Below are 21162 nucleotides of genomic sequence, written 5' to 3'. Positions count from 1 at the left end.
CATTCGGAAACGCTCGGATGCCGTAACCGGTAAACGCTGATTGAGTGTTCAACCGAGGGTATGATGGGGGTATGTCCGAAACCCGATGGCTCAGCGACGACGAACAGCGCGTCTGGCGTGAGTTCAACGCGGCCACCCGCATGCTCAGCGCGCACCTCGAGGGCCAGCTGCAGCACGACTCGGGCATGCCGCACACCTACTACGAAGTCCTCGTTTCGCTTTCCGAAGCACCCGGCCGCCGGTTGCGGATGAGTGAGCTCGCCGACGCGCGGCAGGCGTCGCGCAGCCGGCTCTCGCACGCCGTCGCGCGGCTGGAAGCCAATGGCTGGGTGCGCCGGGAGGCCTGCCCGACCGACAAGCGCGGGGCCTGGGCCGTGCTCACGCCGGAGGGTTTCGCCGCGCTCGAAGCGGCTGCCCCGGGGCACGTCGAGGCCGTCCGCGAGAGCCTCTTCGACCCGCTGACGCCGGAACAGGTCGTCGCGCTCGGGGAAATCAGCGCCGCGATCCGGCAGCGCCTTTCGCCGAAGTGCGCGGCCGCGCAGGCGGCCGAAGAGGAGCGGGAGCACGAGAGCCAGCTCTCGAAATCGGGCTGAGGCGGGGCGGCGCGTCGGTGCCGCCGCGGCGGGTGGATAGGCTGCATTCGCCCACCCGACCCTCGTAGCCAGGTGCCTCTGACGAAACGATGCTCAACATCTTCGCGCGTGCCTCCGTTTCCCGCGTCACCGATCCGATCGGCCAGGCGCTGGTCCGCGTCGGGCTGACCCCGAACGTGATGACCGTGCTCGGCACCGCCGGCGCCGTCATTTGCGCCCTGGCCTTCTTCCCGAACGGCTACCTGCTCTGGGGCACCTTCACGGTGTGGGGCTTCGCCATGCTCGACCTCCTCGACGGCGCCATGGCCCGCGCCCGCGGCTACGGCACCCCGTTCGGCGCGGTGCTCGACGCGACGTGCGACAGGCTGGTCGACGGCGCGCTGTTCGCCGCCATCGCCTGGTGGTGCTTCGTCGTCGACGACAACCACCCGGCCGCCGCCGCCGCGCTGCTGTGCCTGGTGCTCGCCCAGGTCATCTCCTACGTCAAGGCCCGCGCGGACGCGTCCGGCCTGCCGGTGGACGGCGGGCTCGTCGAGCGCGCCGAGCGGCTGATCATCGCGCTGGTCGGCACCGGCCTGCACGGCTTCGGCATCCCGTACACCGTGGACGTCACGCTCTGGCTGCTGGCCGTGCTGTCGGTCATCACGCTGCTGCAGCGGTTCGCGGCCGTGGCCAAAGCGGCGCGCGAGGCGGCCACCGGGGAGCAGCCGGCATGACCAAGCTGACCGAGCGGCTGAGCGCTTTCGGCTACGCGGCGGGCTGGCGGCTGGCCGGCTGGCTGCCCGCCGGGTTCGGCGGCACGGTCTTCTCGCTCGGTGCCGACCTCGCCGTCCGCCGCGACGGCGGGGGAGTGCGGCAGCTGCGCGCCAACCTCGCCCGCGTCGTCCCGCAGGCCGACCCGGTCGAGATGGACGAGCTCACCCGGCGCGCGATGCGCTCGTACGCCCGGTACTGGCACGAGACGTTCCGGCTGCCGTCGATGGACCAGAAGGAGGTCAGCGACAAGGTCGCCGCCTCCATCACCGGCGTCGAGAACCTGGACGCGGCGCTCGCCGAGGGCAACGGCGCGGTGATGGCGCTGCCGCACAGCGGCAACTGGGACATCGCCGGCGTCTGGCTGGCCGACTACCTCGGCGGGTTCACCACCGTCGCCGAACGCCTCAAGCCCGAATCGCTGTACCGCCGGTTCGTCGAGTACCGCGAGTCGCTCGGCTTCGAGATCGTGCCGCTGACCGGCGACAGCTCCGCGATGCGCGTGCTGCTCAAGCGGCTGCGCGAGAACAAGGCCGTCTGCCTGGTCGGCGACCGCGACCTGACCACCAGCGGCATCCCGGTGAAGTTCTTCGGCGAACAGGCCCGCTTCCCCGGCGGCCCGGCGCGCCTGGCCGCCACGACCGGCGCGGCGCTGATCCCGGCCGGCTGCTGGTTCACCGAGGACGGCTGGCAGATCCGGCTGCACCCGCGCATCCGCGTCACCGCGCGCGCCGAGGTCCCGGCCGCCACCCAGGCACTGGCCGACATCTTCGCCGGCGACATCGCCGCGCACCCCGCCGACTGGCACATGCTCCAGAAGTTCTGGCCCGCCGACCTCGAGGCCGGCGAGCGGGTCAGCCTCGAAGAAGCGAGCTGAGCTGTGGCCGCGCGCCCGCTGCGGGTCGGGATCGTCTGCCCCTACTCGTTCGACGTGCCCGGCGGGGTCCAGGGCCACGTGATCGACCTGACGAAGGCCCTGCTCTCGCGCGGGCACCAGGTCTCCGTGCTCGCGCCCGCCGACGACGACGCGGATCTGCCGGACTTCGTGCACCCGGCGGGCAAGGCGCTCGGCATCCCGTACAACGGCTCGGTCGCGCGGCTGCAGTTCGGCCCGGTGTCCTACGCCCGGGTGCGCCGCTGGATCCGCGACGGCGACTTCGACGTCCTGCACCTGCACGAACCGGCCGCGCCGAGCCTTTCGCTGCTCGCGCTGCTGATCGCCGACGGCCCGATCGTGGCGACGTTCCACACCGCGACCACGCGCTCGCGCACGCTGTCGGCGTTCCAGCCGGTGCTGCGGCCGCTGCTGGAGAAGATCACCGCGCGGATCGCGGTGTCCGCGCTCGCCCGCCGGGTCCAGGTCGAGCACGCGGGCGGCGACGCCGTGGAGATCCCCAACGGCGTCGACGTCGAGTTCTTCTCCTCGGCGGCGCCGCTGCCGGGTTACCCGCGGGCCGGCGGGACGGTCGGGTTCGTCGGCCGCTTCGGCGAGCCGCGCAAGGGGATGGGCGTGCTGCTGGAGGCGCTGCGGCGGATCCTCCCCGAGTTCGAAGACCTGCGGCTGGTCGTCGTCGGCCGCGGGGACGCCGCCCAGCTGCGCCGCGACGCCGGCCCGGAGCTGGCACCGCACCTCGAACTGCTCGGCCAGGCGGACGACGCCGTCAAGGCGCAGGCCCTGCGCAGCGTCGACGTCTACTGCGCGCCCAACACCGGCGGCGAGAGCTTCGGGATGATCCTGACCGAGGCGATGGCGGCGGGCACGGCGGTGCTGGCCAGCGACCTCGACTCGTTCCGGCGGGTGCTCGACGACGGCCACGCCGGGATGCTCGCCACGACCGGCGACCCCGAGGCGCTCGCGGACGGGCTGCGCGAGCTGCTCGGCGACCCGGCGCGTCGGGCGTCCCTGGCCGCGGCGGCGGGGGAGCACGTGACGATGTTCGACTGGGCGGTGGTGGCCACCCAGGTGCTGCGGGTCTACGAGACGGCGATCGCCGCCGACCCGCGGCGCGTGGCGGCGCCGGAGGGGGAGCTCGCCCGGTGAGCGTGCTCGAGTGGCTGCTGCCGCTGCTGGCGCTGGTCGTCGTGGCCGGTGGCCTCTTCCTGGTGGCGACGGCGAACCGCCTCGACCGGCTGCACGTCCGCACGGACGCGGGCTGGGCCGCCCTCGACGCGGCCCTGGCCCGGCGGGCGGTGGTGGCACGCGCGGTCGCGGCCCTGGTCGGCGACCCGGTGCTGCGGACGTCGGCCGAGCGCGCCGAAGCGGCCCCGCGCGCCGACCGCGAGGCCGACGAGAACGAGCTGACCCTGCACCTGAGCCGCGTCGACCGGGCCGCGCTGCCGGCCGAGCTGGCCGAGGAGCTCACCGACGCCGAGCACCGGGTGGTGATCGCCCGCCGCGTCCACAACGACGCCGTCCGCGACACGCTGAGGCTGCGACGGCGGCGCAAGGTCCGGTACTTCAAGCTGGCGGGCACGGCGCCGCTGCCGGAGTACTTCGAGTTCGCCGAGCCGGAGGTCTGACGTGTGGTGGGTGGTCGTCGAAGAACAGCGCGGCGCCGGTGACGCGCGCGCCTGGAACGTCACCAAGACGAAGCCGGCGGGCGGGGACCGCGAGCACGCCGACCAGGTCGCGCGACGGCTCGCGTTCGAGCACGAGCCGGTGCACCCGTCGAGCGTGAAGGAGCGCAAGGTGCTGCGGGTCGGCGACGGGTACCTGGTGATCGCGACCGGCCGCACGGCGACGTTCCACTTCCGCGTGACGCTCGGCGAGACCGTGGCGGCACCGGCGTGAGCTGGTGGGTGGTCGTCGAGGAGCAGCGCGGCGCCGGTGAGGGCCGGAACTGGTCGCTGTCCGAGACCTTCCCCTACGACGACCGGGCCACGGCCGAAGCCGAAGCCGAGCGGCTCGCCCGGGAGTACCAGCCGGCCTACCCCTGGTCGCCGAAGGCGCGGAAAGTCCTGCGCGGTCCCGGCGGGTACCTGGTGATCGTCGAAGGCCGGACGTCGACCTTCCACTTCCGCCTGAGCGTGCTCGAAGAGATCTGAAACCACCCCGGGCCCCGCCGCGTCGGACCGGCATGAGTACGTGGTGGGTGGTCATCGAAGAGCAGGGCGGCGCGGGCGACGGCCGGGGCTGGGGTGTCGCCGACGCGGCGGGCTACCCCGACCGCGACACCGCGCTCGGCGAGGCGTACCTGCTGGCCAAGCAGCACCGGCCGCCGCGGCCGTCGTCGCCGCAGAAGCGGGTCGTCCTGCGCGTGACCGACGGGTACCTGGTGCTGGTCAAAGGCAAGACCGACGTGTGGCAGTTCCGCGTGACGGTGGGCGAACAAGGCGGCGGCTGACAGACTGGCCGCATGAGTGAGACCTGCGACGTCGCCCACGGCACCGCGGCGGCGGACCCGGACGTGCGGACCTTGGTGGCGGTGTTCGCGTCGCCGGTTTCGCGGCACCTGCTGACGTTCGCGCGCGAGCTCGGCTACCACGTCGCGCTGTACGAGCCCGACGCCGCGCGGGTGACCGACGGGCCCGAGGGCGTCGAGGCCGCCACGACGCTGCCCCCGCTGGACGGCTCGGCGGACGTCGTCGTGACCGACCACCACCGGCCCGAGCTCGGCGAGGTGCTGAAGTCCGCGCTCGACCAGAAGCCCCGGTGGATAGGCGTGCTCGGCAACCCCCGTCATCCGGGCCCGCACGAGGCCGCGTTGCGCGGGCTCGGCGTCGCGGAGTCCGACATCGCCCGCGTGCACCGGCCGGTGGGGCTGAACATCGGCTCGCGCACCCCGCCGGAGATCGCCATCGCGACCCTCGCCGGCCTGCTCGCCGACCGCAACGGCCGTCCCGGCGGCTTCGCCTTCTGACGCCGGTCGTGAGTGTTTAGGACGGTTCTAACCGTCCTAAACACTCACGAGCTCGGGTCAGTGGACCGCCATCCCTTCCGGCATCGGCTCGAAACGGGCGTGGCGGCGGGTGAACGTCGCCGTGCCCGACGTCATCGAGCGCAGGTCGATCAGGTACCGGACGAGCTCCGTCGCCGGCACCTCCGCGCGGATCACCGTGCGGCCGCCGTCGTCGGCCTCGGTGCCCAGCACCCGGCCGCGCCGGGACGACAGGTCGCCCAGCACCGTGCCGAGGTGCTCGTCCGGGAGCCGGATCGCCACCTCCTCCAGCGGCTCGAGCATCGTGATGTGCCCGTTCGCCGCCGCCTCCCGCAGGGCCAGCGCGCCGGCCGTCTGGAACGCCGCGTCCGAGGAGTCGACGCTGTGCGCCTTGCCGTCGACCAGCGTCACCTTGACGTCGACCACCGGGTGCCCGTCGGCCAGCCCGCGCTGCAGCTGGGCCCGCACCCCCTTCTCCACGCTCGGGATGAACTGGTGCGGCACCGAGCCGCCGACGACCTTGTCGACGAACTGGACCCCGCCGCCGCGCGGGAGCGGCTCGACTTCGATGTCGCAGACGGCGAACTGGCCGTGCCCGCCGGACTGCTTGACGTGCCGCCCGTGTCCCTTGGCCGGCTTGGCGAACGTCGAACGCAGGCTGATCTTCACCGGTTCGGTGTCGACGTCCGCGCCGCCCGCCCGCAGCCGCGACAGCACGACGTCGGCGTGGGCCTCGCCCATGCACCACAGCACCAGCTGCGCGGTCTCGGCGTTGCGGTCCAGCCGCAGCGTCGGGTCGCCGGCGACCAGCCGGGAGAGGTTGCGGGCGAGGGTGTCCTCGTCGCTGCGGGTCTTCGCGACCACCGCCACCGGCAGCAGCGGCTCCGGCATCGCCCACGGCTCCATCAGCAGCGGGTCGTCGGGGGAGGAGACGGTGTCGCCGGTTTCGGCCGAGCCGACCTTCGTCAGCGCGCACAGGTCGCCCGCGACGCAGTAGGGCACTTCCCGCAGGTTCGCGCCGAGCGGGGAGTAGAGGTGCGCGACGCGCTCGTCGGCGTCGTGGTCCTCGTGGCCGCGCTCGGCGAGGCCGTGCCCGGACACGTGCACCGGCCGCTCGGGGCGCAGCGTCCCGGAGAACACCCGGACCAGCGACACCCGGCCGACGTAGGAGTCGACGGCCGTCCGGACGACCTCCGCGGCGAGGGGGCCCGCGGGGTCGGCGGTGATGGCGGCGTGCGTCCCGCCGTCGGGCGTGGTGACGTCGGGCGGCCGGTGCTCCAGCGGCGAGGGGAACGCGCGGACGATCCCGTCGAGCACCTCGGTCAGGCCGATCCCGCTGGTCGAGCACACCGGGATGACGGGGTGGAACGACCCGCGCGCGACAGCGGTTTCGAGGTCGGCGATGAGGGTTTCTTCGGCGATCTCCTCCCCGGCGAGGTAGCGGTCCATCAGGGACTCGTCCTCGCTCTCGGCGATGATCCCTTCGATCAGCTCGTTGCGGGCCTCGCCCAGCCGTTCGAGCTCGGCCGGATCCGGCTCGCCGATCTTCGGCGGGGACCCGGCGGAGTAGTCGAAGTACCGCTGGGTGATCAGCCCGACCAGGCCGTCGCCGGCGGGCAGGTACAGCGGCAGCACGCCGGCGCCGAACGCGGCCTGGCAGGCGGCGATCTCGGCCATCGCGTCGGCCCGGTGGTGGTCGAGCCGGGAGACGACGACCGCGCGCGGCATCCCGACCGCGGCGCACTCCTCCCACACCGCGACCGTCGCCGCGTCGACGCCCTCGGCGGCGCAGACGACGAACAGCGCCGCGTCCGCCGCGCGCAGCCCGGCCCGCAGCTCCCCGACGAAGTCCGCGTACCCCGGCGTGTCGATCAGGTTGATCTTGTGGCCCTGGTGCAGCACCGGTGCGACGGAGAGGCCGACCGAGCGCTGCTGGCGGACCGCCGCGGGGTCGTGGTCGCACACCGTGGTCCCGTCGACGACCGAGCCCGCGCGGGGCACCGTGCCGGAGGCGGCGAGGAGGGCCTCGGTGAGGGTGGTCTTCCCCGAACCGGACGGGCCTACGAGCACGACGTTGCGCACCTTCGCGGGGTCGTCCACAGCGACGGCGGCCCCGGTGTCGGCGTTCTTGGCTTGTTTGTCTGCCATGACGACTCCTCGGCGAACGGCTGGTGTACGGGATGTGTCCTCGATCACACACCCGCTACCCTGGTCACGGCAAGGCAGGGCCCCGGGGACCAGCCGAATGCCCAGGGGACACGGGGCGGGGGGAGTGACGTGGACAGGCGGGCTTTCTTGCGGATTTCCGGAGCGGTGCCGGTGGCGGGCCTGGCGGGGTGGCCGCCGCCGGACGACTGGGAGCGGCTGCGGAAACGGCTCTCGGGGCCGTTGTTCCGCCCGTCGGACCCCGGCTACCCGGAGGCCAAGCAGGGTTTCTTCACGATGTACGACGACCGGGTGCCGGCGGCGGTCGTGGGCGCCGCGCGCGTCGAAGACGTCCAGGCGGCCCTCGGGTTCGCGGCGCGGCACGGGCTGCCGGTCGCCGCTCGCAGCGGCGGGCACAGCTACCCCGGCTATTCCACAGTGGACGGCGGGATCGTCGTGGACCTGAGCCGGTTTTCGGGCGTCGAGGTGCGCCCGGACGGCCGCGCGGAGATCGGCGCCGGCGCCCGGCTCGGGCCGATCGCGACGGCGCTCGCCGCGGCCGGGCGGGTGCTCCCGGCGGGCAGCTGCGACACGGTGGGCATCGCCGGGCTCGCCCTCGGCGGCGGTGTCGGCCTGCTCGACCGGAAGTACGGGCTGACGTGCGACCACCTGGAGGCCGCGCGGATCGTCACCGCCGACGGGCGGGTGCGCACGGTGTCGCGGTCGGTGGAGCCGGACCTGTTCTGGGCGCTGCGGGGCGGGGGCGGCGGCAACTTCGGCATCGTCACCGGATTCACGTTCCGGACCGTGCCGCTGCTCGACGTCGTCACCTTCGCGCTGAAATTCCCGTCCGGCACCCAGGCCGCGTTGTTCGCCGCGTGGCAGGAGTGGCTGCCCGCGATGCCGGACGAGCTGTGGTGCGGGGTGAACATCGACGCGGTCACCGCGAACGCCGGCGGTACATTTCTCGGCACCGAAGCCCGGCTGAAGGAGCTGCTCGACGACCTCGTCCGCCGCGTCGGCACACCACCGGCCGAGCGCGGCACGCGGGTGCTCGACCACCTGAGCGCGATGCGGTCGTTCGACGAGCCGGAGTCCCGGCCCGGGGCGGCCGCGGCGCGGGCGGCGTACGTCGGGACGTCGCGGATGCTGCTGCGGCCCGCTCCCGACCCGGCCGCGGTCGTCGAGGTGCTGGTGCGCGATCCGGGCGTGGGCACGCTCATCGACTCCGCCGGCGGCGCGATCGCCCGCGTCGGCGCCCGGGACACGGCGTTCCCGCACCGCGCCGCGCTGGCCAGCTTCCAGTTCCTGCACGGCGCGGCCCCGGGCGACGGCGGCGAGGCCGGGGCGCGGCGCGCGCTCGCCGCGGTGCGCGACGGGCTCGGCCCGGAATTCGGCACCACCGGGTACGTCAACTACCTCGACCCGGAGCTGCCGGACTGGGCCGAGGCGTACTACGGGGTGAACCTGCCGAGGCTGCGCGAGGTCGCCCGGAAGTATGACCCGCGAGGAATTTTCGCTTTCCCGCAAGGACTTTCGGAGCCCCGGTCGACCGTCCACATCGGAGCGACTTAAGCTGCTCGGAATCTCGCAGAGAGGCAGCGCGTGCTCGACCTGGCATTCTCCACAGAGGACTTGGCGCACACCCGGTTCGCGTTCTCCCCGGCGTGGGAGATCGTCGCGAGCGTCCGCGTCCTCAACCAGCCGGGGGCGCACGCGCTGCACCTGCCGTGGGTCAAGCGCGCCACCGCGGCGCTCGACGAGGCAGGCCTGGACATCGGGCTGCTGCGCGACCTCGTCCCGCTGCGGCACCTGCCCGGGTTCCTGGCCGGCACGCCGTCGACGCCCCTGCCCGAGCTGGCCGACGAGCTCGCGGACCTGCGTGACGTCCCCGCCCGCCTGGTCCGGCGCGAGCTCGACGCGATGGCCGGGCCGCGGTCGACGGCGCTGAACCGCTTCCACCGCGATCCCGAAGCCGGCCTCGAGCGGCTCGCGACGCTCATGGAGCGGTACTGGGACCTCGTGCTGGCGCCCGACTGGCCGCGGATCCGGGCGCTGCTCGAGGCCGACGTGCTGCACCGGTCGCGGCTGCTCGCCCAGGGCGGGGCCGCCGAGCTGTTCAACGACCTCACGCCGCTGGTCCGGTGGGAGGGCGGCACGCTCACGGTGGCGCACCGGCACCTGCACGCCGCCGTGCCGCTCGACGGGCGTGGTCTGGTGCTCGTGCCGTCGGCGTTCGTCTGGCCGCGGGTGTTCTCCAAGACCGACCCGCGGTGGCAGCCGGTGCTGCGCTACCCGCCGCGCGGGATCGCGACGCTGTGGGAGACCGGCACGGCCACCGCGCCTGCCGCGCTGGCCGGCGTCGTGGGCCGCGGCCGCGCGATGCTGCTGACCGAGCTCGCCGCGCCGGCGTCCACCGCGGAACTGGCCCGCCGGACCGGGCTGACCGCCGGGGCGGTGTCGCAGCACCTCGGCGTCCTGAAGGCCGCGGGCCTGGTCAGCGGGCACCGTGCCGGACGTCACGTGCTCTACGCACGCACGCGGGCCGCGGAAGTCCTGGTCGGCGGCGTGCCGGAAGTGGACTGCTGAGATAGCCGCGCACTGGCCTGCTTGAAGGGTCCACCGCCGACCTACGCTCGGAGTGGTCACCCCCCGTTCTCTTTCTGGAAAGGCCCCGTCGTGTCCGAGCAGCAGACCACCCCCAGTGGCACCGTCCAGTCCTTCACCGGCACCGCCAAGGTGAAGCGCGGCATGGCCGAGATGCTCAAGGGCGGCGTGATCATGGACGTGGTCACCGCCGACCAGGCCAAGATCGCCGAAGACGCCGGCGCGGTCGCGGTGATGGCGCTCGAGCGCGTGCCCGCCGACATCCGCGCCCAGGGCGGCGTCGCCCGGATGAGCGACCCCGACCTGATCGACGGCATCATCGAAGCCGTCTCGATCCCGGTGATGGCGAAGGCCCGCATCGGCCACTTCGTCGAGGCGCAGGTCCTGCAGTCCCTCGGCGTCGACTACATCGACGAGTCCGAGGTCCTCACCCCGGCCGACTACGCCAACCACATCGACAAGTGGGCCTTCACGGTCCCCTTCGTCTGCGGCGCGACCAACCTCGGCGAGGCCCTGCGCCGCATCACCGAGGGCGCGGCGATGATCCGCTCCAAGGGCGAGGCCGGCACCGGCGACGTCTCCAACGCCACCACGCACATGCGCCAGATCCGCGGCGAGATCCGCAAGCTGACGTCGCTGCCCGAGGACGAGCTGTTCGTGGCGGCCAAGGAGCTGCAGGCGCCCTACGAGCTGGTCCGCGAGGTGGCCCAGGCGGGCAAGCTCCCGGTGGTCCTCTTCACGGCGGGCGGCATCGCCACCCCGGCCGACGCGGCGATGATGATGCAGCTGGGCGCGGAGGGCGTGTTCGTCGGCTCGGGCATCTTCAAGTCCGGCAACCCGGCCCAGCGCGCGGAGGCGATCGTGAAGGCGACGACGTTCTACGACGACCCGGACGTGCTGGCGAAGGTTTCGCGCGGCCTGGGCGAGGCGATGGTGGGCATCAACGTGGAGGAACTCCCGGAGCCGCACCGCCTCGCCGACCGCGGCTGGTGACCAGCGGCGAGCCGCCCCGTGGCCGATCGGCTGCGGGGCTGCTCGCTGTTCGGCTATGAGGTCTCGACGACTCGCCAGCGGAAGGTGACGTGTGGCGCGACGTAAGTGCCTCGGGTCTGCTCCCGTTGCACGTCCAAGATCTCGACCACGGCGAGGCGGCCGTGCTCGTTCAGGAGGACCACGACCTTTCCGATGTGGGCGACGACCGTGCGTCCCGGCGTGAGGTGCTGCTCCAGGTCCGAGTCCGGAAATTCCGTGGATCTGACCACGCCCACGGCCATGACCGGATCGCTGTACACATAGATCGAGTCGGCTCCGCATTCGCTGACTTTGAAGGCGAATTCAGCTGCGCTCAGACCCCAGCGGAACACCTTGTCGGGCGCGTCGGCGACCTTGAAGCAGGTCTGTCCCGTCAGCGCTGGGCTCCGGTACTGCGAGGGCTCACCCTTCCGCGCCTGCCTCTCGAGGCGCGCTGCACGCTCGCGCAAGGTGGCGATCGGCGTCTGGCTGTCGCGGTTCGCCGGCAGTCCCTCGATCCAGCGCCAGAGGTCCTCGATCTGCTCGGAGCCGGGGAAGTCATCGATCTTCGATTCATCGCGGTCGAACGGGAACCCCCTCGGCTCCCGGTGGGCGAGCCAAGCGGGGAGCCGGCGCCCGAGGTTGCCCTTGAACAGCACGGAGAGCCAGGTCGGCGGACGGTCTTCGTAGACCTCGGAGATCCAGCGATTCTCCACGCCGACGCCGGAATCCGGCAGTTTGTCAGCCCGCTCCACGTAGTTGTCGTCGACGATCAGGAGCACGTGCTCGGCCTCGGTGACGCGCCGCATGAAGCCGGTCAGGCTGTCGCCGTAGTCGTCGTCGGCGTCGATCAAGACGTCGAACCCGATCGCCTTCAAATGGGCGGCGAGCAGGCGAACCCACTCCCGGTGCGGTGCCGAGGTCCGCGCGTAAGAAATGAACAGATCGGTGCCCGATCGACTTGCCGGGTGCGGCTGGTGACTCACACGTACTCCGAAATCTCCACCCCGTAAGTACCGGGCTCCAAGGCTTCGAAGATGTGCGGCACATCCCCCGGATAGGAGATGTAGTCCCCGGGCAGCAGCTCCTCCGGCTCGTCCAGCACGCCCACGCGCGCCCGGCCCGCGCAGAGCACGATGTGCTCGACCACCCCGGTCATGTGCGGGTCGGACCGCCGGGGCGTGCCCGGCTCGCCGCGTACCACGTAGATGTCCCGGCGGGCGCCCGTCGGGCACGCCGACAGCAGCGTGCACGCGTAATCGGCGTGTTCGGCGAACACCGTCGGGCCCTTGCCCGCGCGGACCACGCGCACCTTCGGCCGCTCCGGCTCCACCAGGCGGGAGAACGGTACGTCGAGGGCGACGCCGAGGGCCCACAGCGTCTCGACGCTGGGGTTGCCGGTGCCGGACTCGAGCTGGGACAGCGTCGACTTGGCCAGGCCGGCGCGCTTCGCGACCTCGGTCAGGGACAAGCCGGCTCGGGTGCGCTCGCGGCGCAGGGAGGCCGCGATGATGTCGAGGGGTGCGCCCGTGGGTGGTGGTGCCATACCGTTCGCTCCATCGGTCTGTCTGTTCATCTTGACGAACACCGGCCCGAGTGTTCACTATAGAACACATGCGTTCGATATGGCGAACACTCGATCGGGGCGTCACCCGGGACATCGGCCTGGTCTGCGTCGCCGATTGTCTCGTGGGCGTTTCCTACGGTGCCATCGCGGTGAGCTCCGGCTTCCCGCTGTGGCTGCCAATGCTGATGTCGCTGCTGGTGTTCGCCGGCGCGTCGCAGTTCATGTTCATCGGGATCGTGGCGGCGGGCGGCAACCCGTTCGCCGCCGTGCTGGCCGGGCTGCTGGCCAACGCGCGGCACCTGCCGTTCGGGTTCGCGATCGGCGACGTCCTGGGCCGGCGGTGGGCCGGCCGGCTCGTGGGCAGCCACCTGATGATCGACGAATCGGTCGCGTTCGCGCTTTCCCAGCGCGAGGCGCACCAGCGCCGCGCGGCGTACTGGGTCTGCGGGATCGGCCTGTTCGCCTGCTGGAACGCCGGTGTCGTCGCAGGCGCGTTCGCGGGCACGGCGATCAGCGACACCGACGTCTTCGGCCTGGACGCGGCGTTCCCGGCGGTGCTCCTCGCCCTCGTCCTGCCGGCCCTGCGCGACCGGGCGGCGCGGCTGCCCGTGCTGGCAGGGGTGGTGGTCGCGCTGGCCGCGACGCCGTTCCTGCCCGCGGGGCTGCCGGTGCTGCTGGCGCTGGCCGGGGTCGTCGTCGGCGTCGCGGCCAAGGAGCCCGAGCTGCAGGAGGCCCGCTGATGGACGGCGTGGACCTGCTGATCGGCACGGCGGTGCTGGCGCTGGGGACGTTCGCGTTCCGCTTCGCCGGGCCGGTGCTGCGCAGCCGGGTGAAACTGTCGCCGCGTGCGGAGCGGCTGATGGCGCTGGCGGCGGTGGTGCTGCTGGCGGCGCTGGTCGCGGTCAGCGCGCTGACCGAGGGCCACGGTTTCGCGGGCTTCGCCCGGCCGGCCGGCGTGCTGGTGGCGGGGGTGCTGGCGTGGCGGAAGGCGCCGTTCGTGCTGGTGGTCGTGGCGGCCGCGGCGACGGCGGCCCTGCTCCGCCTGGCCGGCGTGCCCTGACCGCTCGGCCTCAAGCGCCCCAATGTGGCGTTCGGTGCGTTGGACGCACCGAACGCCACATTGGGTGCGCTGGACGCAACCAACGCCACATTGGGGCGCTCCGGGAGCCGGGCTGACCTGCCGCGTCGCTCCGCGGCTACAGCGTCTAGGCTGGTGGGAAGGTCTTTCGGGAGGTCGGGTGTCGTCGGAACCGGTGGTCGGTGTGCTCGCCATGCAGGGTGCCGTGCGCGAGCACGTCGCCATGCTGGCCGAAGCGGGGGCGCGGGCCGTGCCCGTGCGCCGGGCCGCCGAGCTGTCCGAAGTGGACGGTCTGGTGCTGCCCGGTGGCGAGTCGACCACGATGTCGAAGCTGCTCGAGACGTTCGAGCTGCTGGAACCGCTCAAAGCGCGCATCGCCGAAGGCATGCCCGCCTTCGGCTCGTGCGCCGGGATGATCCTGCTCGCGCGCCAGACCCTCGACGGGCGGCCCGACCAGCAGCAGCTCGGCGGGCTCGACGTCGTCGTCCGGCGCAACGCCTTCGGCAGGCAGGTCGACTCCTTCGAGGCCGACCTGGACTTCGCCGGCATCGACGACGACGTGCACGCCGTTTTCATCCGGGCACCGTGGGTCGAGAAGGCCGGGGACGGCGTCGAAGTGCTGGCCACGGTCAGCGGCGTGCCCGGGGTGGACGACGAGACCGCTAGGATCGTCGCGGTCCGGCAGGGGGCGGTGCTGGCGACCGCGTTCCACCCGGAGCTGACGCCCGACGTGCGGGTGCACCGGCTGTTCGTCGACCTCGTGCGGAAGGCAGCCTGAGACGCGGTGCCCGGCCGGGGTACGGAACAGATGGAGGAGAGATGAGCGGCCACTCCAAGTGGGCCACCACGAAGCACAAGAAGGCCAACCTCGACGCGAAGCGCGGCAAGCTCTTCGCGCGGTTGATCAAGAACATCGAGGTGGCCGCCCGCACGGGCACCGGTGGTGGCGACCCGGATGGCAACCCCACGCTCTACGACGCCATCCAGAAGGCGAAGAAGAACTCGGTCCCGCAGGACAACATCGAGCGCGCCCGCAAGCGCGGCGCCGGTGAAGAGGCGGGCGGCGCCGACTGGCAGAACATCACGTACGAGGGCTACGGCCCCAACGGCGTGGCGGTGCTGATCGAGTGCCTCACCGACAACAAGAACCGCGCCGCGATGGAGGTCCGGACCGCGCTCACGCGCAACAACGGCTCCCTCGCCGACCCGGGTTCGGTCGCCTACATGTTCACCCGCAAGGGTGTCGTGATCATGCCGAAGGGCGACGCGTCCGAGGACGACGTCCTGATGGCGGTCCTCGACGCCGGTGCCGAAGAGGTCAACGACCTCGACGACAGCTTCGAGATCGTCTCCGAAGGCGGCGACCTGGTCCCGGTGCGCAAGGCGCTGCAGGAAGCCGGGTTCGAGTACGAGTCGGCGGAACTGACGTTCCTCCCGTCGGTCAGCGTCCCCCTGGACGCCGACGGCGCGAAGAAGGTCTTCAAGCTGATCGACGCCCTCGAAGACTGCGACGACGTCCAGAACGTCTACGCGAACTTCGACGTCTCGGACGAGGTCCTCGCCGAAGTCGGCTGAGTTTTCCCCAGCACCGCAACGCGTTCGGGCCCGGGCCGGAAAGTTTCCGGCCCGGGCCCTGTGTTCTCCCCGGATCGTCAGGCAGAATGTGCGCCGTGACCTCGACGACCCCCGCCGCCTCCGCCGATCTCGCCGCCGAACTGACACCCGACGAACAGCGTCTCGTCGCGTGGATCGAGGAACAGGCGAAGGAACGCGGGAACGCCGTCGTCACGGTCGCCGGGGACGACGAGGGTGCCGGCTACTGCTTCACCGCCTGCGCGTGGGCGCTGCACAACGTGCCCGAGGCCGTCGTCGTCGGGCTCCCGGACCACATGGGCGCGGTCCTGCTCGACGCCTACGTCGACCGCGCGGCCAACGGCGAGATCTTCGAGGTCGGCAAGCGCTACGACGACTTCTTCGACGGCGTCCCGGTCGTGCTCGAGCGGGTCAACAAGGGCCACTACCCGGAGTACTTCGGCACCGCCTTCCTCATCTACCCGGACGGCGACTTCCCGGCGCTGCAGCTGATCGTCGCGACGCCGGAGGGCAAGTTCCCCTGGCACCCGGACGCGCCCGAGGGCTTCGCCACGTGGCAGCCGGTGCTGACCGAGAGCGGCGACCCCGAAAGCTGGACCCCCGGCGTCGACGGCCCCTAGAACTTCCGCAGGTCGTCCGCCGCTTCCGGGTACTGCCGGGCCAGCTCCGCGGCGGCCGCGAACTCGACGCAGTCGTCGGTGTAGGGCGGCACGACGACCGTCCCCAGCAAGCTCCACTCGCCGGTCGTCACCGTCGCCTGCCACGTCCCGGCGGGCACGACCACCTGCGGGCGCTCCCCGGCGGCGACGTCGGTGCCCAGCACCGGTCGCTCGACCGAGCCGTCCGGGTGCAGCAGCACCATCGCGGCCGGCGCCCCCGCGTGGTGCGCGTACACCTCGACGCGGTCCAGCCGGTGCGGCGCGGAGAACTCCGGCGCGATGAGCAGGTAGTAGATCGAGGACCCGGTGTCCGACCGCCAGCTCTGCGCCCACCGCCCCCCTTCGACGGGCAGCGGCTGAAGACCCAGGTGGGTGACGAAATCCTTCGGCTCCGGCATGTCACCCATCCTGCCGCAGCCCGCGCCCAGTAACCTGCGAACTCGAACGGATGTTCGCGGCGGAGGGAAAAGCGGGTGCGGGTGCTCGGGGTCGACCCCGGTCTGACCAGGTGCGGCCTGGGGGTGGTCGACGGCGGCAAGGGCCGGGCCGTCCGCTGCGTCGCCGTCGACGTGGTGCGGACCCCGCCCGACGCCGACCTGGCGCACCGGCTGCTCGGCATCTCCGACGAGGTCGAGCGGTGGCTGGACCGGTACAAGCCGCAGGCCGTGGCGGTCGAGCGCGTCTTCGCCCAGCACAACGTCCGCACGGCGATGGGCACCGCGCAGGCCGGCGGGGTGGTCGCGCTCGCGGCCGCGCGCCGCGGCCTGCCCGTCGTGTTCCACACGCCCAGCGAGGTCAAGGCCGCCGTCAGCGGCTCCGGCCGCGCCGACAAGGCGCAGGTCACCGCGATGGTCATGCGCCTGCTGAACCTCGAGGTCGCGCCGCACCCGGCCGACGCGGCGGACGCGCTCGCGCTGGCCATCTGCCACCTCTGGCGGGAGCCGATGCGCGCGCGGCTCGCCGAGGCCGAAGCCCGCGCCGCCGAGATGGCCCGCACCCACAAGGCCCGCCTCGCCGCCGCGGCGAAGCAAGCGAAGAACCCAGGAGCAGCACGATGATCTCGTCGGTACGCGGAGAAGTCCTCAGTGTCGGCCTGGACCACGTCGTGGTCGAGGTCGGCGGGGTCGGCTTCGCCGTGCAGGCCACCCCGGCGACCCTGGCGACCCTGCGCCGCGGCGAGGAAGCCCGGCTGCACACGGCGCTGGTCGTGCGCGAGGACTCGCTGACGCTGTTCGGGTTCGCCGACGCCGACGCGCGCGAGCTGTTCGGGCTGCTGCAGACGGTGTCCGGGATCGGGCCGCGGCTCGCGCTGGCGACCCTCGCCGTGCTCGACCCCGGAAAGCTGCGCGCCGCGCTGGTCGAAGGCAACATCACCGTGCTCACGTCGGTGCCCGGCATCGGCCGCAAGGGCGCCGAACGGCTCACCCTCGAGCTGCGGGACAAGGTCACCGCGCTCGGCGGCGCCGACGGCGCGCCCGCGGTCACCGCGCCCGGCGCGCTGCGCGCCGAAGTCGTCGAGGCGCTGGCCGGGCTCGGGTTCCCGGCCAAGCAGGCCGAGCAGGCCGTCGACAAGGTCCTGGCCGACGGTGACGGCCACACGACGGCGAGCGTGCTGCGCGCCGCACTGGCCACCCTCGGCCGGAAGCGGTAGGCGCGGCCGTGGAGTATGAAGCCGTGGAGGAAGAGGAAGCCCTCTCGGCGTGGGCCCAGACCGGCGAGGAGACCGTCGAGGGCACGCTGCGGCCGCGCAAGCTCGACGAGTTCGTCGGGCAGCCGCGTGTGCGCGAGCAGCTGGAGCTGGTGCTGGAGAGCGCGCGCCGCCGCGGCGTGCCGCCCGACCACGTCCTGCTGTCCGGCCCGCCCGGGCTGGGCAAGACGTCGATGGCGATGATCGTCGCGGCCGAGCTCGGCGCGGCCATCCGGATCACCTCGGGCCCGGCGCTCGAACGGGCCGGCGACCTCGCCGCGATGCTGTCCAACCTCGCGCCCGGCGACGTCCTGTTCATCGACGAGATCCACCGGATCGCCCGCCCCGCCGAGGAAATGCTGTACCTCGCGATGGAGGACTTCCGGGTCGACGTCGTCGTCGGCAAGGGACCGGGCGCCACCAGCATCCCGCTGGAGATCGCGCCGTTCACGCTGGTCGGGGCGACCACGCGGTCGGGCTCGCTGACCGGGCCGCTGCGCGACCGGTTCGGCTTCACCGGCCAGATGGAGTTCTACACCGACACCGAGCTGGAACTGGTCGTGCGCCGGGCGGCGACGATCCTCGACATCCCGATCGACCGCGACGGCTGCCAGGAGATCGCCGGCCGCTCGCGCGGCACGCCCCGCATCGCGAACCGGCTGCTGCGGCGCGTCCGCGACTACGCGGAGGTCCGCGCCGACGGCAAGGTGACCCTCGAGGTCGCCCGCGCCGCGCTGGCCGTCTACGACGTCGACGAGCTCGGCCTCGACCGGCTCGACCGGGCCGTGCTCACCGCGCTGACCAGGTCGTTCGGTGGCGGTCCGGTCGGGATTTCGACGCTGGCGGTCGCCGTGGGGGAGGAGGCGACCACCGTGGAAGAGGTCTGCGAGCCCTACCTGGTGCGCGCCGGTATGCTCGCCCGCACCCCGCGGGGCCGGGTCGCCACGGCGGCTGCCTGGGAGCACCTCGGCCTGGTGCCGCCCGCCGACCACCCGGGGCGCCCCGACCCGGGCGGGCTCTCGCCGTTCGAGCAGGACTGAGCGGCGCGGAACCGTTGGGTGGGTGCTGGCGTCCGCGCTGGTACCTGGCACACTTGACCAGAGCACATACCCAAAAACCGGACATTTCGGCTGGGCCCGGTGTCCGTCGAACGGAGAATCATGCAACAGCTATTGCTGCCCCTGCTGCTCGTGCTCGTCCTCGCCGTGCCGCTGGTCATGAGCACGCGCAAGCAGAAGAAGCAGCAGGCCGCGCAGCAGGATCTGCAGAACAGCCTGGCGCCCGGTGACCGCGTGATGACCACTTCGGGTCTCTACGGCACCGTCGCGGACACGTCCGGTGACACCACGATCGACATCGAGATCGCGCCCGGCGTCGTCACCACCTGGCTGCGGCTCGCGGTCCGCGAGAAGGTCGAGCCGGTCGTCGAGACCGACGAGGACGCCACCGACGACGTGGACACGGCCGACGCCCCCGCCGCGGAGTCGATCACCGAGTCCGACGCCGCCGCCAAGGCCGAAGAGCCGCAGACCACCGCGCAGGTGGCGCCGCCGCTGGAGCACGGCAAGAAGTAACCCCGCGTTCCTCCCGGGCACGCCGCGAAAGCCCCGACGAAAGTCGGTGTGGCCTGCAACGCCGGGCTCACGCAGCACCGAGTAGTGTCTCGGTGCTGCGTGCGTGTCCGCCGTCATACCCGTGCCCGGGAGTGAATCGCACACAGTCCCTCCCGGTAACCCTCCGGGCGGGCACCGCAACGTTGGGGTCCACCCCGTCCGAGGAGACCGAAGCACTGTGGCAGCTTCAGCCGGGCATCTCCGCCCGGGACGCTATCTCGCCCTGTTCGCCCTGATCGTGATCGCGCTGTACGCGCTGGTGTTCCTCACCGGCAACCACAAGCCGACCCCGAAGCTGGGCATCGACCTGCAGGGCGGCACCCGGGTCACGCTCACCGCCCGCACGCCCGACGGCGGCCAGCCGACGCGGGAGTCCCTGAACCAGGCGCGCCAGATCATCGAACGGCGCGTCAACGGGATCGGCGTCAGCGGCACCGAGGTCCTCCTCGACGGCAACAACGTCGTCATCACCGTCCCCGGTGAGCAGGGCGACCAGGCGAAGAACCTGGGCAAGACCGCGAAGCTGGGCTTCCGGAAGGTCGTCGCGAACGCGACGCAGCCGGTCGTGCCGCCGCAGCCGACGACCCCGCCGCCGGCCACCGGCACGCCGACGTCCGGTGCTCCGACGTCCGGCGCGCCGAGCAGTTCCGCGCCGCCGTCGGCCTCGAGCGCGCCGCCGTCGAGCCCGGCCGCCGGGGGTGGCGGTGCCGCCGCCGCGCCCGCGCAGCAGCAGAGCACCACCCCGGCCGCGCCGAGCAGCAGCGCCACGCCGCCGCCGTCGAGCCAGGCGCCCGCCCCGGCGGACGACGGGTCCGTCGACGCGGACACCGCCAAGCAGATCCAGGCCGCGAAGGCGGTGCGCCAGGACCCGAAGCTGATCGGTGCCGACGGCCAGGCGAACCAGGAGCTCGTCGCGAAGGCGATGGCGGCGCTGACCTGCGCGCCCAACGCCAAGGACCCCCTCGAGGGCAACGACGACCCGAAGCTGCCGCTGGTCGCCTGCGGTGACCACGACACGTACAAGTACCTGCTGGAGCCGGAGTTCCTGCCGGGCACCGAGATCGCCGACTCGACCTCGGGCTACGACCAGCAGCGCGGCCAGTGGGTGGTGAACCTCAGCTTCAAGGGCGAGGGCACCAAGATCTGGGCGGACTTCACCTCGAAGAACACCGGCCAGCAGGCGGCGTTCGTGCTCGACACGCAGGTCGTGTCCGCGCCGAACATCCAGGTGGCCATCCTCGACGGCAACACCCAGATCACCGGCAAGTTCACGCAGACCGAGGCGAAAGACCTCTCGGACATCCTGAAGTACGGCTCGCTGCCGCTGTCGTTCGCGTCGTCGGACGCGACCACGGTGTCGGCGACCCTCGGCCTCGCGTCCCTGCAGGCCGGCCTGATCGCCGGCGGCATCGGCCTGCTGGTCGTGTTCGTCTACTGCCTGTTCTACTACCGGCTGCTCGGCGTGCTCACCATCCTGTCGCTGGCCCTGTCCGGCGCGCTGGTGTTCGCGGTGCTGGTGCTTCTCGGCCGCTGGATCGGCTACACGCTGGACCTCGCGGGCATCGCCGGCCTGATCATCGCCATCGGGATCACGGCGGACTCGTTCGTCATCTACTTCGAACGGCTCAAGGACGAAATCCGGGAGGGCCGGACGTTCCGGTCCGCGGTGCCGCGCGGCTGGGTCCGCGCCCGGCGCACCATCCTGGCTTCGGACGCGGTGAGCTTCCTGGCCGCCGCCATCCTGTACGTCATCGCGGTCGGTGACGTCCAGGGCTTCGCGTTCACCCTCGGCATGTCCACGGTGCTCGACCTGGTGGTCGTGTACCTGGTGACGCACCCGCTGGTGGCCATCGTGTCCACGTCCAAGAACGCGTTCCTGTCCAATCCGAGGAACCTGGGCCTCGGCGCCGTGCAGCAACTGGGTTCGCAGCGGAAGAAGTCGACCTCGGTCGGCCGCGCGAACGTGAAGGAGGCCTGA

Annotated in this window: 26 protein-coding genes; 22 read left to right on the top strand and 4 right to left on the bottom strand. The window is 72.4% G+C overall.

The window, feature by feature from the left end; genetic code table 11:
* Positions 1 to 71 precede the first annotated feature (71 nt).
* From SD460_RS28270 to SD460_RS28230, 9 genes are all read left to right on the top strand, one after another.
* Positions 72 to 593, top strand: coding sequence for a MarR family winged helix-turn-helix transcriptional regulator (locus tag SD460_RS28270; protein ID WP_290056501.1), 522 nt, complete (start codon positions 72 to 74; stop codon positions 591 to 593).
* Between the two features lie 89 nt (positions 594 to 682).
* Positions 683 to 1309, top strand: coding sequence for a phosphatidylinositol phosphate synthase (gene pgsA, locus SD460_RS28265; RefSeq protein ID WP_290056502.1), 627 nt, complete (start codon positions 683 to 685; stop codon positions 1307 to 1309).
* Positions 1306 to 2223 (top strand): phosphatidylinositol mannoside acyltransferase, encoded by a 918-nt coding sequence (locus SD460_RS28260; protein ID WP_290056503.1) that lies wholly within the window; start codon positions 1306 to 1308, stop codon positions 2221 to 2223. Before pgsA ends, SD460_RS28260 begins: the two co-directional genes overlap by 4 nt.
* An 18-nt stretch (positions 2224 to 2241) precedes the next feature.
* Positions 2242 to 3387 (top strand): glycosyltransferase family 4 protein, encoded by a 1146-nt coding sequence (locus SD460_RS28255; RefSeq protein WP_290056511.1) that lies wholly within the window; start codon positions 2242 to 2244, stop codon positions 3385 to 3387.
* Positions 3384 to 3866, top strand: coding sequence for an NUDIX hydrolase (locus SD460_RS28250; protein ID WP_318306964.1), 483 nt, complete (start codon positions 3384 to 3386; stop codon positions 3864 to 3866). Before SD460_RS28255 ends, SD460_RS28250 begins: the two co-directional genes overlap by 4 nt.
* Before the next feature lie 10 nt (positions 3867 to 3876).
* Complete coding sequence (locus SD460_RS28245; protein ID WP_290056505.1) at positions 3877 to 4137, top strand: hypothetical protein; 261 nt, start codon at positions 3877 to 3879, stop codon at positions 4135 to 4137.
* Positions 4134 to 4391: a hypothetical protein gene (locus SD460_RS28240; protein WP_290056506.1), complete on the top strand. Its 258-nt coding sequence runs from the start codon at positions 4134 to 4136 to the stop codon at positions 4389 to 4391. The genes SD460_RS28245 and SD460_RS28240 overlap by 4 nt, the downstream gene beginning before the upstream one ends.
* Before the next feature lie 32 nt (positions 4392 to 4423).
* Complete coding sequence (locus tag SD460_RS28235) at positions 4424 to 4690, top strand: hypothetical protein (RefSeq protein ID WP_290056507.1); 267 nt, start codon at positions 4424 to 4426, stop codon at positions 4688 to 4690.
* 12 nt (positions 4691 to 4702) lie between these two features.
* Positions 4703 to 5206: an XdhC family protein gene (locus SD460_RS28230; RefSeq protein ID WP_290056508.1), complete on the top strand. Its 504-nt coding sequence runs from the start codon at positions 4703 to 4705 to the stop codon at positions 5204 to 5206.
* Positions 5207 to 5263: 57 nt separating this feature from the next.
* On the opposite strand, the gene SD460_RS28225 is transcribed toward SD460_RS28230, so the two are convergent.
* Positions 5264 to 7372 (bottom strand): elongation factor G-like protein EF-G2, encoded by a 2109-nt coding sequence (locus SD460_RS28225; protein ID WP_290056509.1) that lies wholly within the window; start codon positions 7370 to 7372, stop codon positions 5264 to 5266.
* Between the two features lie 129 nt (positions 7373 to 7501).
* Between SD460_RS28225 and SD460_RS28220 the strand changes: the two genes are divergently transcribed.
* The 3 genes from SD460_RS28220 (at position 7502) to pdxS (ending at position 10969) form a co-directional block, all read left to right on the top strand.
* Positions 7502 to 8944 (top strand): FAD-binding oxidoreductase, encoded by a 1443-nt coding sequence (locus tag SD460_RS28220; RefSeq protein ID WP_318306963.1) that lies wholly within the window; start codon positions 7502 to 7504, stop codon positions 8942 to 8944.
* A gap of 30 nt (positions 8945 to 8974) precedes the next feature.
* The gene (locus tag SD460_RS28215; RefSeq protein ID WP_290060774.1) at positions 8975 to 9958 is read left to right on the top strand and encodes an ArsR/SmtB family transcription factor; all 984 of its coding nucleotides are present in this window, start codon (positions 8975 to 8977) and stop codon (positions 9956 to 9958) included.
* A gap of 90 nt (positions 9959 to 10048) precedes the next feature.
* Positions 10049 to 10969 carry a pyridoxal 5'-phosphate synthase lyase subunit PdxS gene (gene pdxS / locus SD460_RS28210; protein ID WP_290060772.1) on the top strand — a complete coding sequence of 307 codons (921 nt, stop codon included), beginning with the start codon at positions 10049 to 10051 and terminating at the stop codon, positions 10967 to 10969.
* 53 nt (positions 10970 to 11022) lie between these two features.
* Here pdxS and SD460_RS28205 read toward each other — a convergent pair whose 3' ends face one another.
* Both SD460_RS28205 and SD460_RS28200 read right to left on the bottom strand, forming a co-directional pair.
* A complete protein-coding gene (locus tag SD460_RS28205; RefSeq protein ID WP_290060771.1) occupies positions 11023 to 11973 on the bottom strand; it encodes a toll/interleukin-1 receptor domain-containing protein in 951 nt (316 codons plus the stop codon).
* The gene (locus tag SD460_RS28200) at positions 11970 to 12533 is read right to left on the bottom strand and encodes a helix-turn-helix domain-containing protein (protein ID WP_290060769.1); all 564 of its coding nucleotides are present in this window, start codon (positions 12531 to 12533) and stop codon (positions 11970 to 11972) included. The genes SD460_RS28205 and SD460_RS28200 overlap by 4 nt, the downstream gene beginning before the upstream one ends.
* Positions 12534 to 12601: 68 nt before the next feature.
* Here SD460_RS28200 and SD460_RS28195 point away from each other — a divergent pair, with 68 nt between their 5' ends.
* The 5 genes from SD460_RS28195 (at position 12602) to SD460_RS28175 (ending at position 15845) form a co-directional block, all read left to right on the top strand.
* Entirely contained in the window at positions 12602 to 13294 is a 693-nt protein-coding gene (locus SD460_RS28195) for an AzlC family ABC transporter permease (protein ID WP_290060767.1), read from the top strand.
* The gene (locus SD460_RS28190; protein WP_318306962.1) at positions 13294 to 13614 is read left to right on the top strand and encodes an AzlD domain-containing protein; all 321 of its coding nucleotides are present in this window, start codon (positions 13294 to 13296) and stop codon (positions 13612 to 13614) included. The genes SD460_RS28195 and SD460_RS28190 overlap by 1 nt, the downstream gene beginning before the upstream one ends.
* A gap of 178 nt (positions 13615 to 13792) precedes the next feature.
* The gene (gene pdxT / locus SD460_RS28185) at positions 13793 to 14410 is read left to right on the top strand and encodes a pyridoxal 5'-phosphate synthase glutaminase subunit PdxT (RefSeq protein ID WP_290062472.1); all 618 of its coding nucleotides are present in this window, start codon (positions 13793 to 13795) and stop codon (positions 14408 to 14410) included.
* 41 nt (positions 14411 to 14451) lie between these two features.
* Positions 14452 to 15207 (top strand): YebC/PmpR family DNA-binding transcriptional regulator, encoded by a 756-nt coding sequence (locus SD460_RS28180; protein ID WP_290062474.1) that lies wholly within the window; start codon positions 14452 to 14454, stop codon positions 15205 to 15207.
* Between the two features lie 86 nt (positions 15208 to 15293).
* Positions 15294 to 15845: a DUF4262 domain-containing protein gene (locus SD460_RS28175; protein ID WP_290062475.1), complete on the top strand. Its 552-nt coding sequence runs from the start codon at positions 15294 to 15296 to the stop codon at positions 15843 to 15845.
* Here SD460_RS28175 and SD460_RS28170 read toward each other — a convergent pair.
* Positions 15842 to 16282, bottom strand: coding sequence for a cupin domain-containing protein (locus SD460_RS28170; protein ID WP_290062476.1), 441 nt, complete (start codon positions 16280 to 16282; stop codon positions 15842 to 15844). The genes SD460_RS28175 and SD460_RS28170 overlap by 4 nt on opposite strands.
* A gap of 75 nt (positions 16283 to 16357) precedes the next feature.
* Between SD460_RS28170 and ruvC the strand changes: the two genes are divergently transcribed.
* The 5 genes from ruvC to secD all read left to right on the top strand — a co-directional run bounded on the left by ruvC (position 16358) and on the right by secD (position 21162).
* Positions 16358 to 16942: a crossover junction endodeoxyribonuclease RuvC gene (gene ruvC / locus SD460_RS28165; RefSeq protein WP_290062477.1), complete on the top strand. Its 585-nt coding sequence runs from the start codon at positions 16358 to 16360 to the stop codon at positions 16940 to 16942.
* Positions 16939 to 17535 carry a Holliday junction branch migration protein RuvA gene (ruvA, locus tag SD460_RS28160; RefSeq protein ID WP_290062478.1) on the top strand — a complete coding sequence of 199 codons (597 nt, stop codon included), beginning with the start codon at positions 16939 to 16941 and terminating at the stop codon, positions 17533 to 17535. Before ruvC ends, ruvA begins: the two co-directional genes overlap by 4 nt.
* 8 nt (positions 17536 to 17543) lie before the next feature.
* Positions 17544 to 18611 carry a Holliday junction branch migration DNA helicase RuvB gene (ruvB, locus tag SD460_RS28155; protein ID WP_318306961.1) on the top strand — a complete coding sequence of 356 codons (1068 nt, stop codon included), beginning with the start codon at positions 17544 to 17546 and terminating at the stop codon, positions 18609 to 18611.
* Positions 18612 to 18731: 120 nt separating this feature from the next.
* Entirely contained in the window at positions 18732 to 19145 is a 414-nt protein-coding gene (gene yajC / locus SD460_RS28150; RefSeq protein WP_290062482.1) for a preprotein translocase subunit YajC, read from the top strand.
* 217 nt (positions 19146 to 19362) lie between these two features.
* Entirely contained in the window at positions 19363 to 21162 is a 1800-nt protein-coding gene (gene secD / locus SD460_RS28145) for a protein translocase subunit SecD (RefSeq protein ID WP_318306960.1), read from the top strand.

Source organism: Amycolatopsis solani (genome assembly GCF_033441515.1).
Taxonomy (GTDB): Bacteria; Actinomycetota; Actinomycetes; order Mycobacteriales; family Pseudonocardiaceae; genus Amycolatopsis; species Amycolatopsis solani.
This window is presented reverse-complemented; position numbering and strand designations above follow the sequence as displayed.

Coding starts and splice junctions, on each gene's coding strand:
- SD460_RS28235 (WP_290056507.1), top strand. CDS start 4,424: ATGAGTACGTGGTGGGTGGTCATCGAAGAGCAGGGCGGCGCGGGCGAC.
- pgsA (WP_290056502.1), top strand. CDS start 683: ATGCTCAACATCTTCGCGCGTGCCTCCGTTTCCCGCGTCACCGATCCG.
- SD460_RS28270 (WP_290056501.1), top strand. CDS start 72: ATGTCCGAAACCCGATGGCTCAGCGACGACGAACAGCGCGTCTGGCGT.
- SD460_RS28175 (WP_290062475.1), top strand. CDS start 15,294: ATGTGCGCCGTGACCTCGACGACCCCCGCCGCCTCCGCCGATCTCGCC.
- yajC (WP_290062482.1), top strand. CDS start 18,732: ATGCAACAGCTATTGCTGCCCCTGCTGCTCGTGCTCGTCCTCGCCGTG.
- SD460_RS28180 (WP_290062474.1), top strand. CDS start 14,452: ATGAGCGGCCACTCCAAGTGGGCCACCACGAAGCACAAGAAGGCCAAC.
- SD460_RS28260 (WP_290056503.1), top strand. CDS start 1,306: ATGACCAAGCTGACCGAGCGGCTGAGCGCTTTCGGCTACGCGGCGGGC.
- SD460_RS28170 (WP_290062476.1), bottom strand. CDS start 16,282: ATGCCGGAGCCGAAGGATTTCGTCACCCACCTGGGTCTTCAGCCGCTG.
- SD460_RS28200 (WP_290060769.1), bottom strand. CDS start 12,533: ATGGCACCACCACCCACGGGCGCACCCCTCGACATCATCGCGGCCTCC.
- SD460_RS28225 (WP_290056509.1), bottom strand. CDS start 7,372: ATGGCAGACAAACAAGCCAAGAACGCCGACACCGGGGCCGCCGTCGCT.
- ruvA (WP_290062478.1), top strand. CDS start 16,939: ATGATCTCGTCGGTACGCGGAGAAGTCCTCAGTGTCGGCCTGGACCAC.
- SD460_RS28190 (WP_318306962.1), top strand. CDS start 13,294: ATGGACGGCGTGGACCTGCTGATCGGCACGGCGGTGCTGGCGCTGGGG.
- SD460_RS28195 (WP_290060767.1), top strand. CDS start 12,602: ATGCGTTCGATATGGCGAACACTCGATCGGGGCGTCACCCGGGACATC.
- SD460_RS28230 (WP_290056508.1), top strand. CDS start 4,703: ATGAGTGAGACCTGCGACGTCGCCCACGGCACCGCGGCGGCGGACCCG.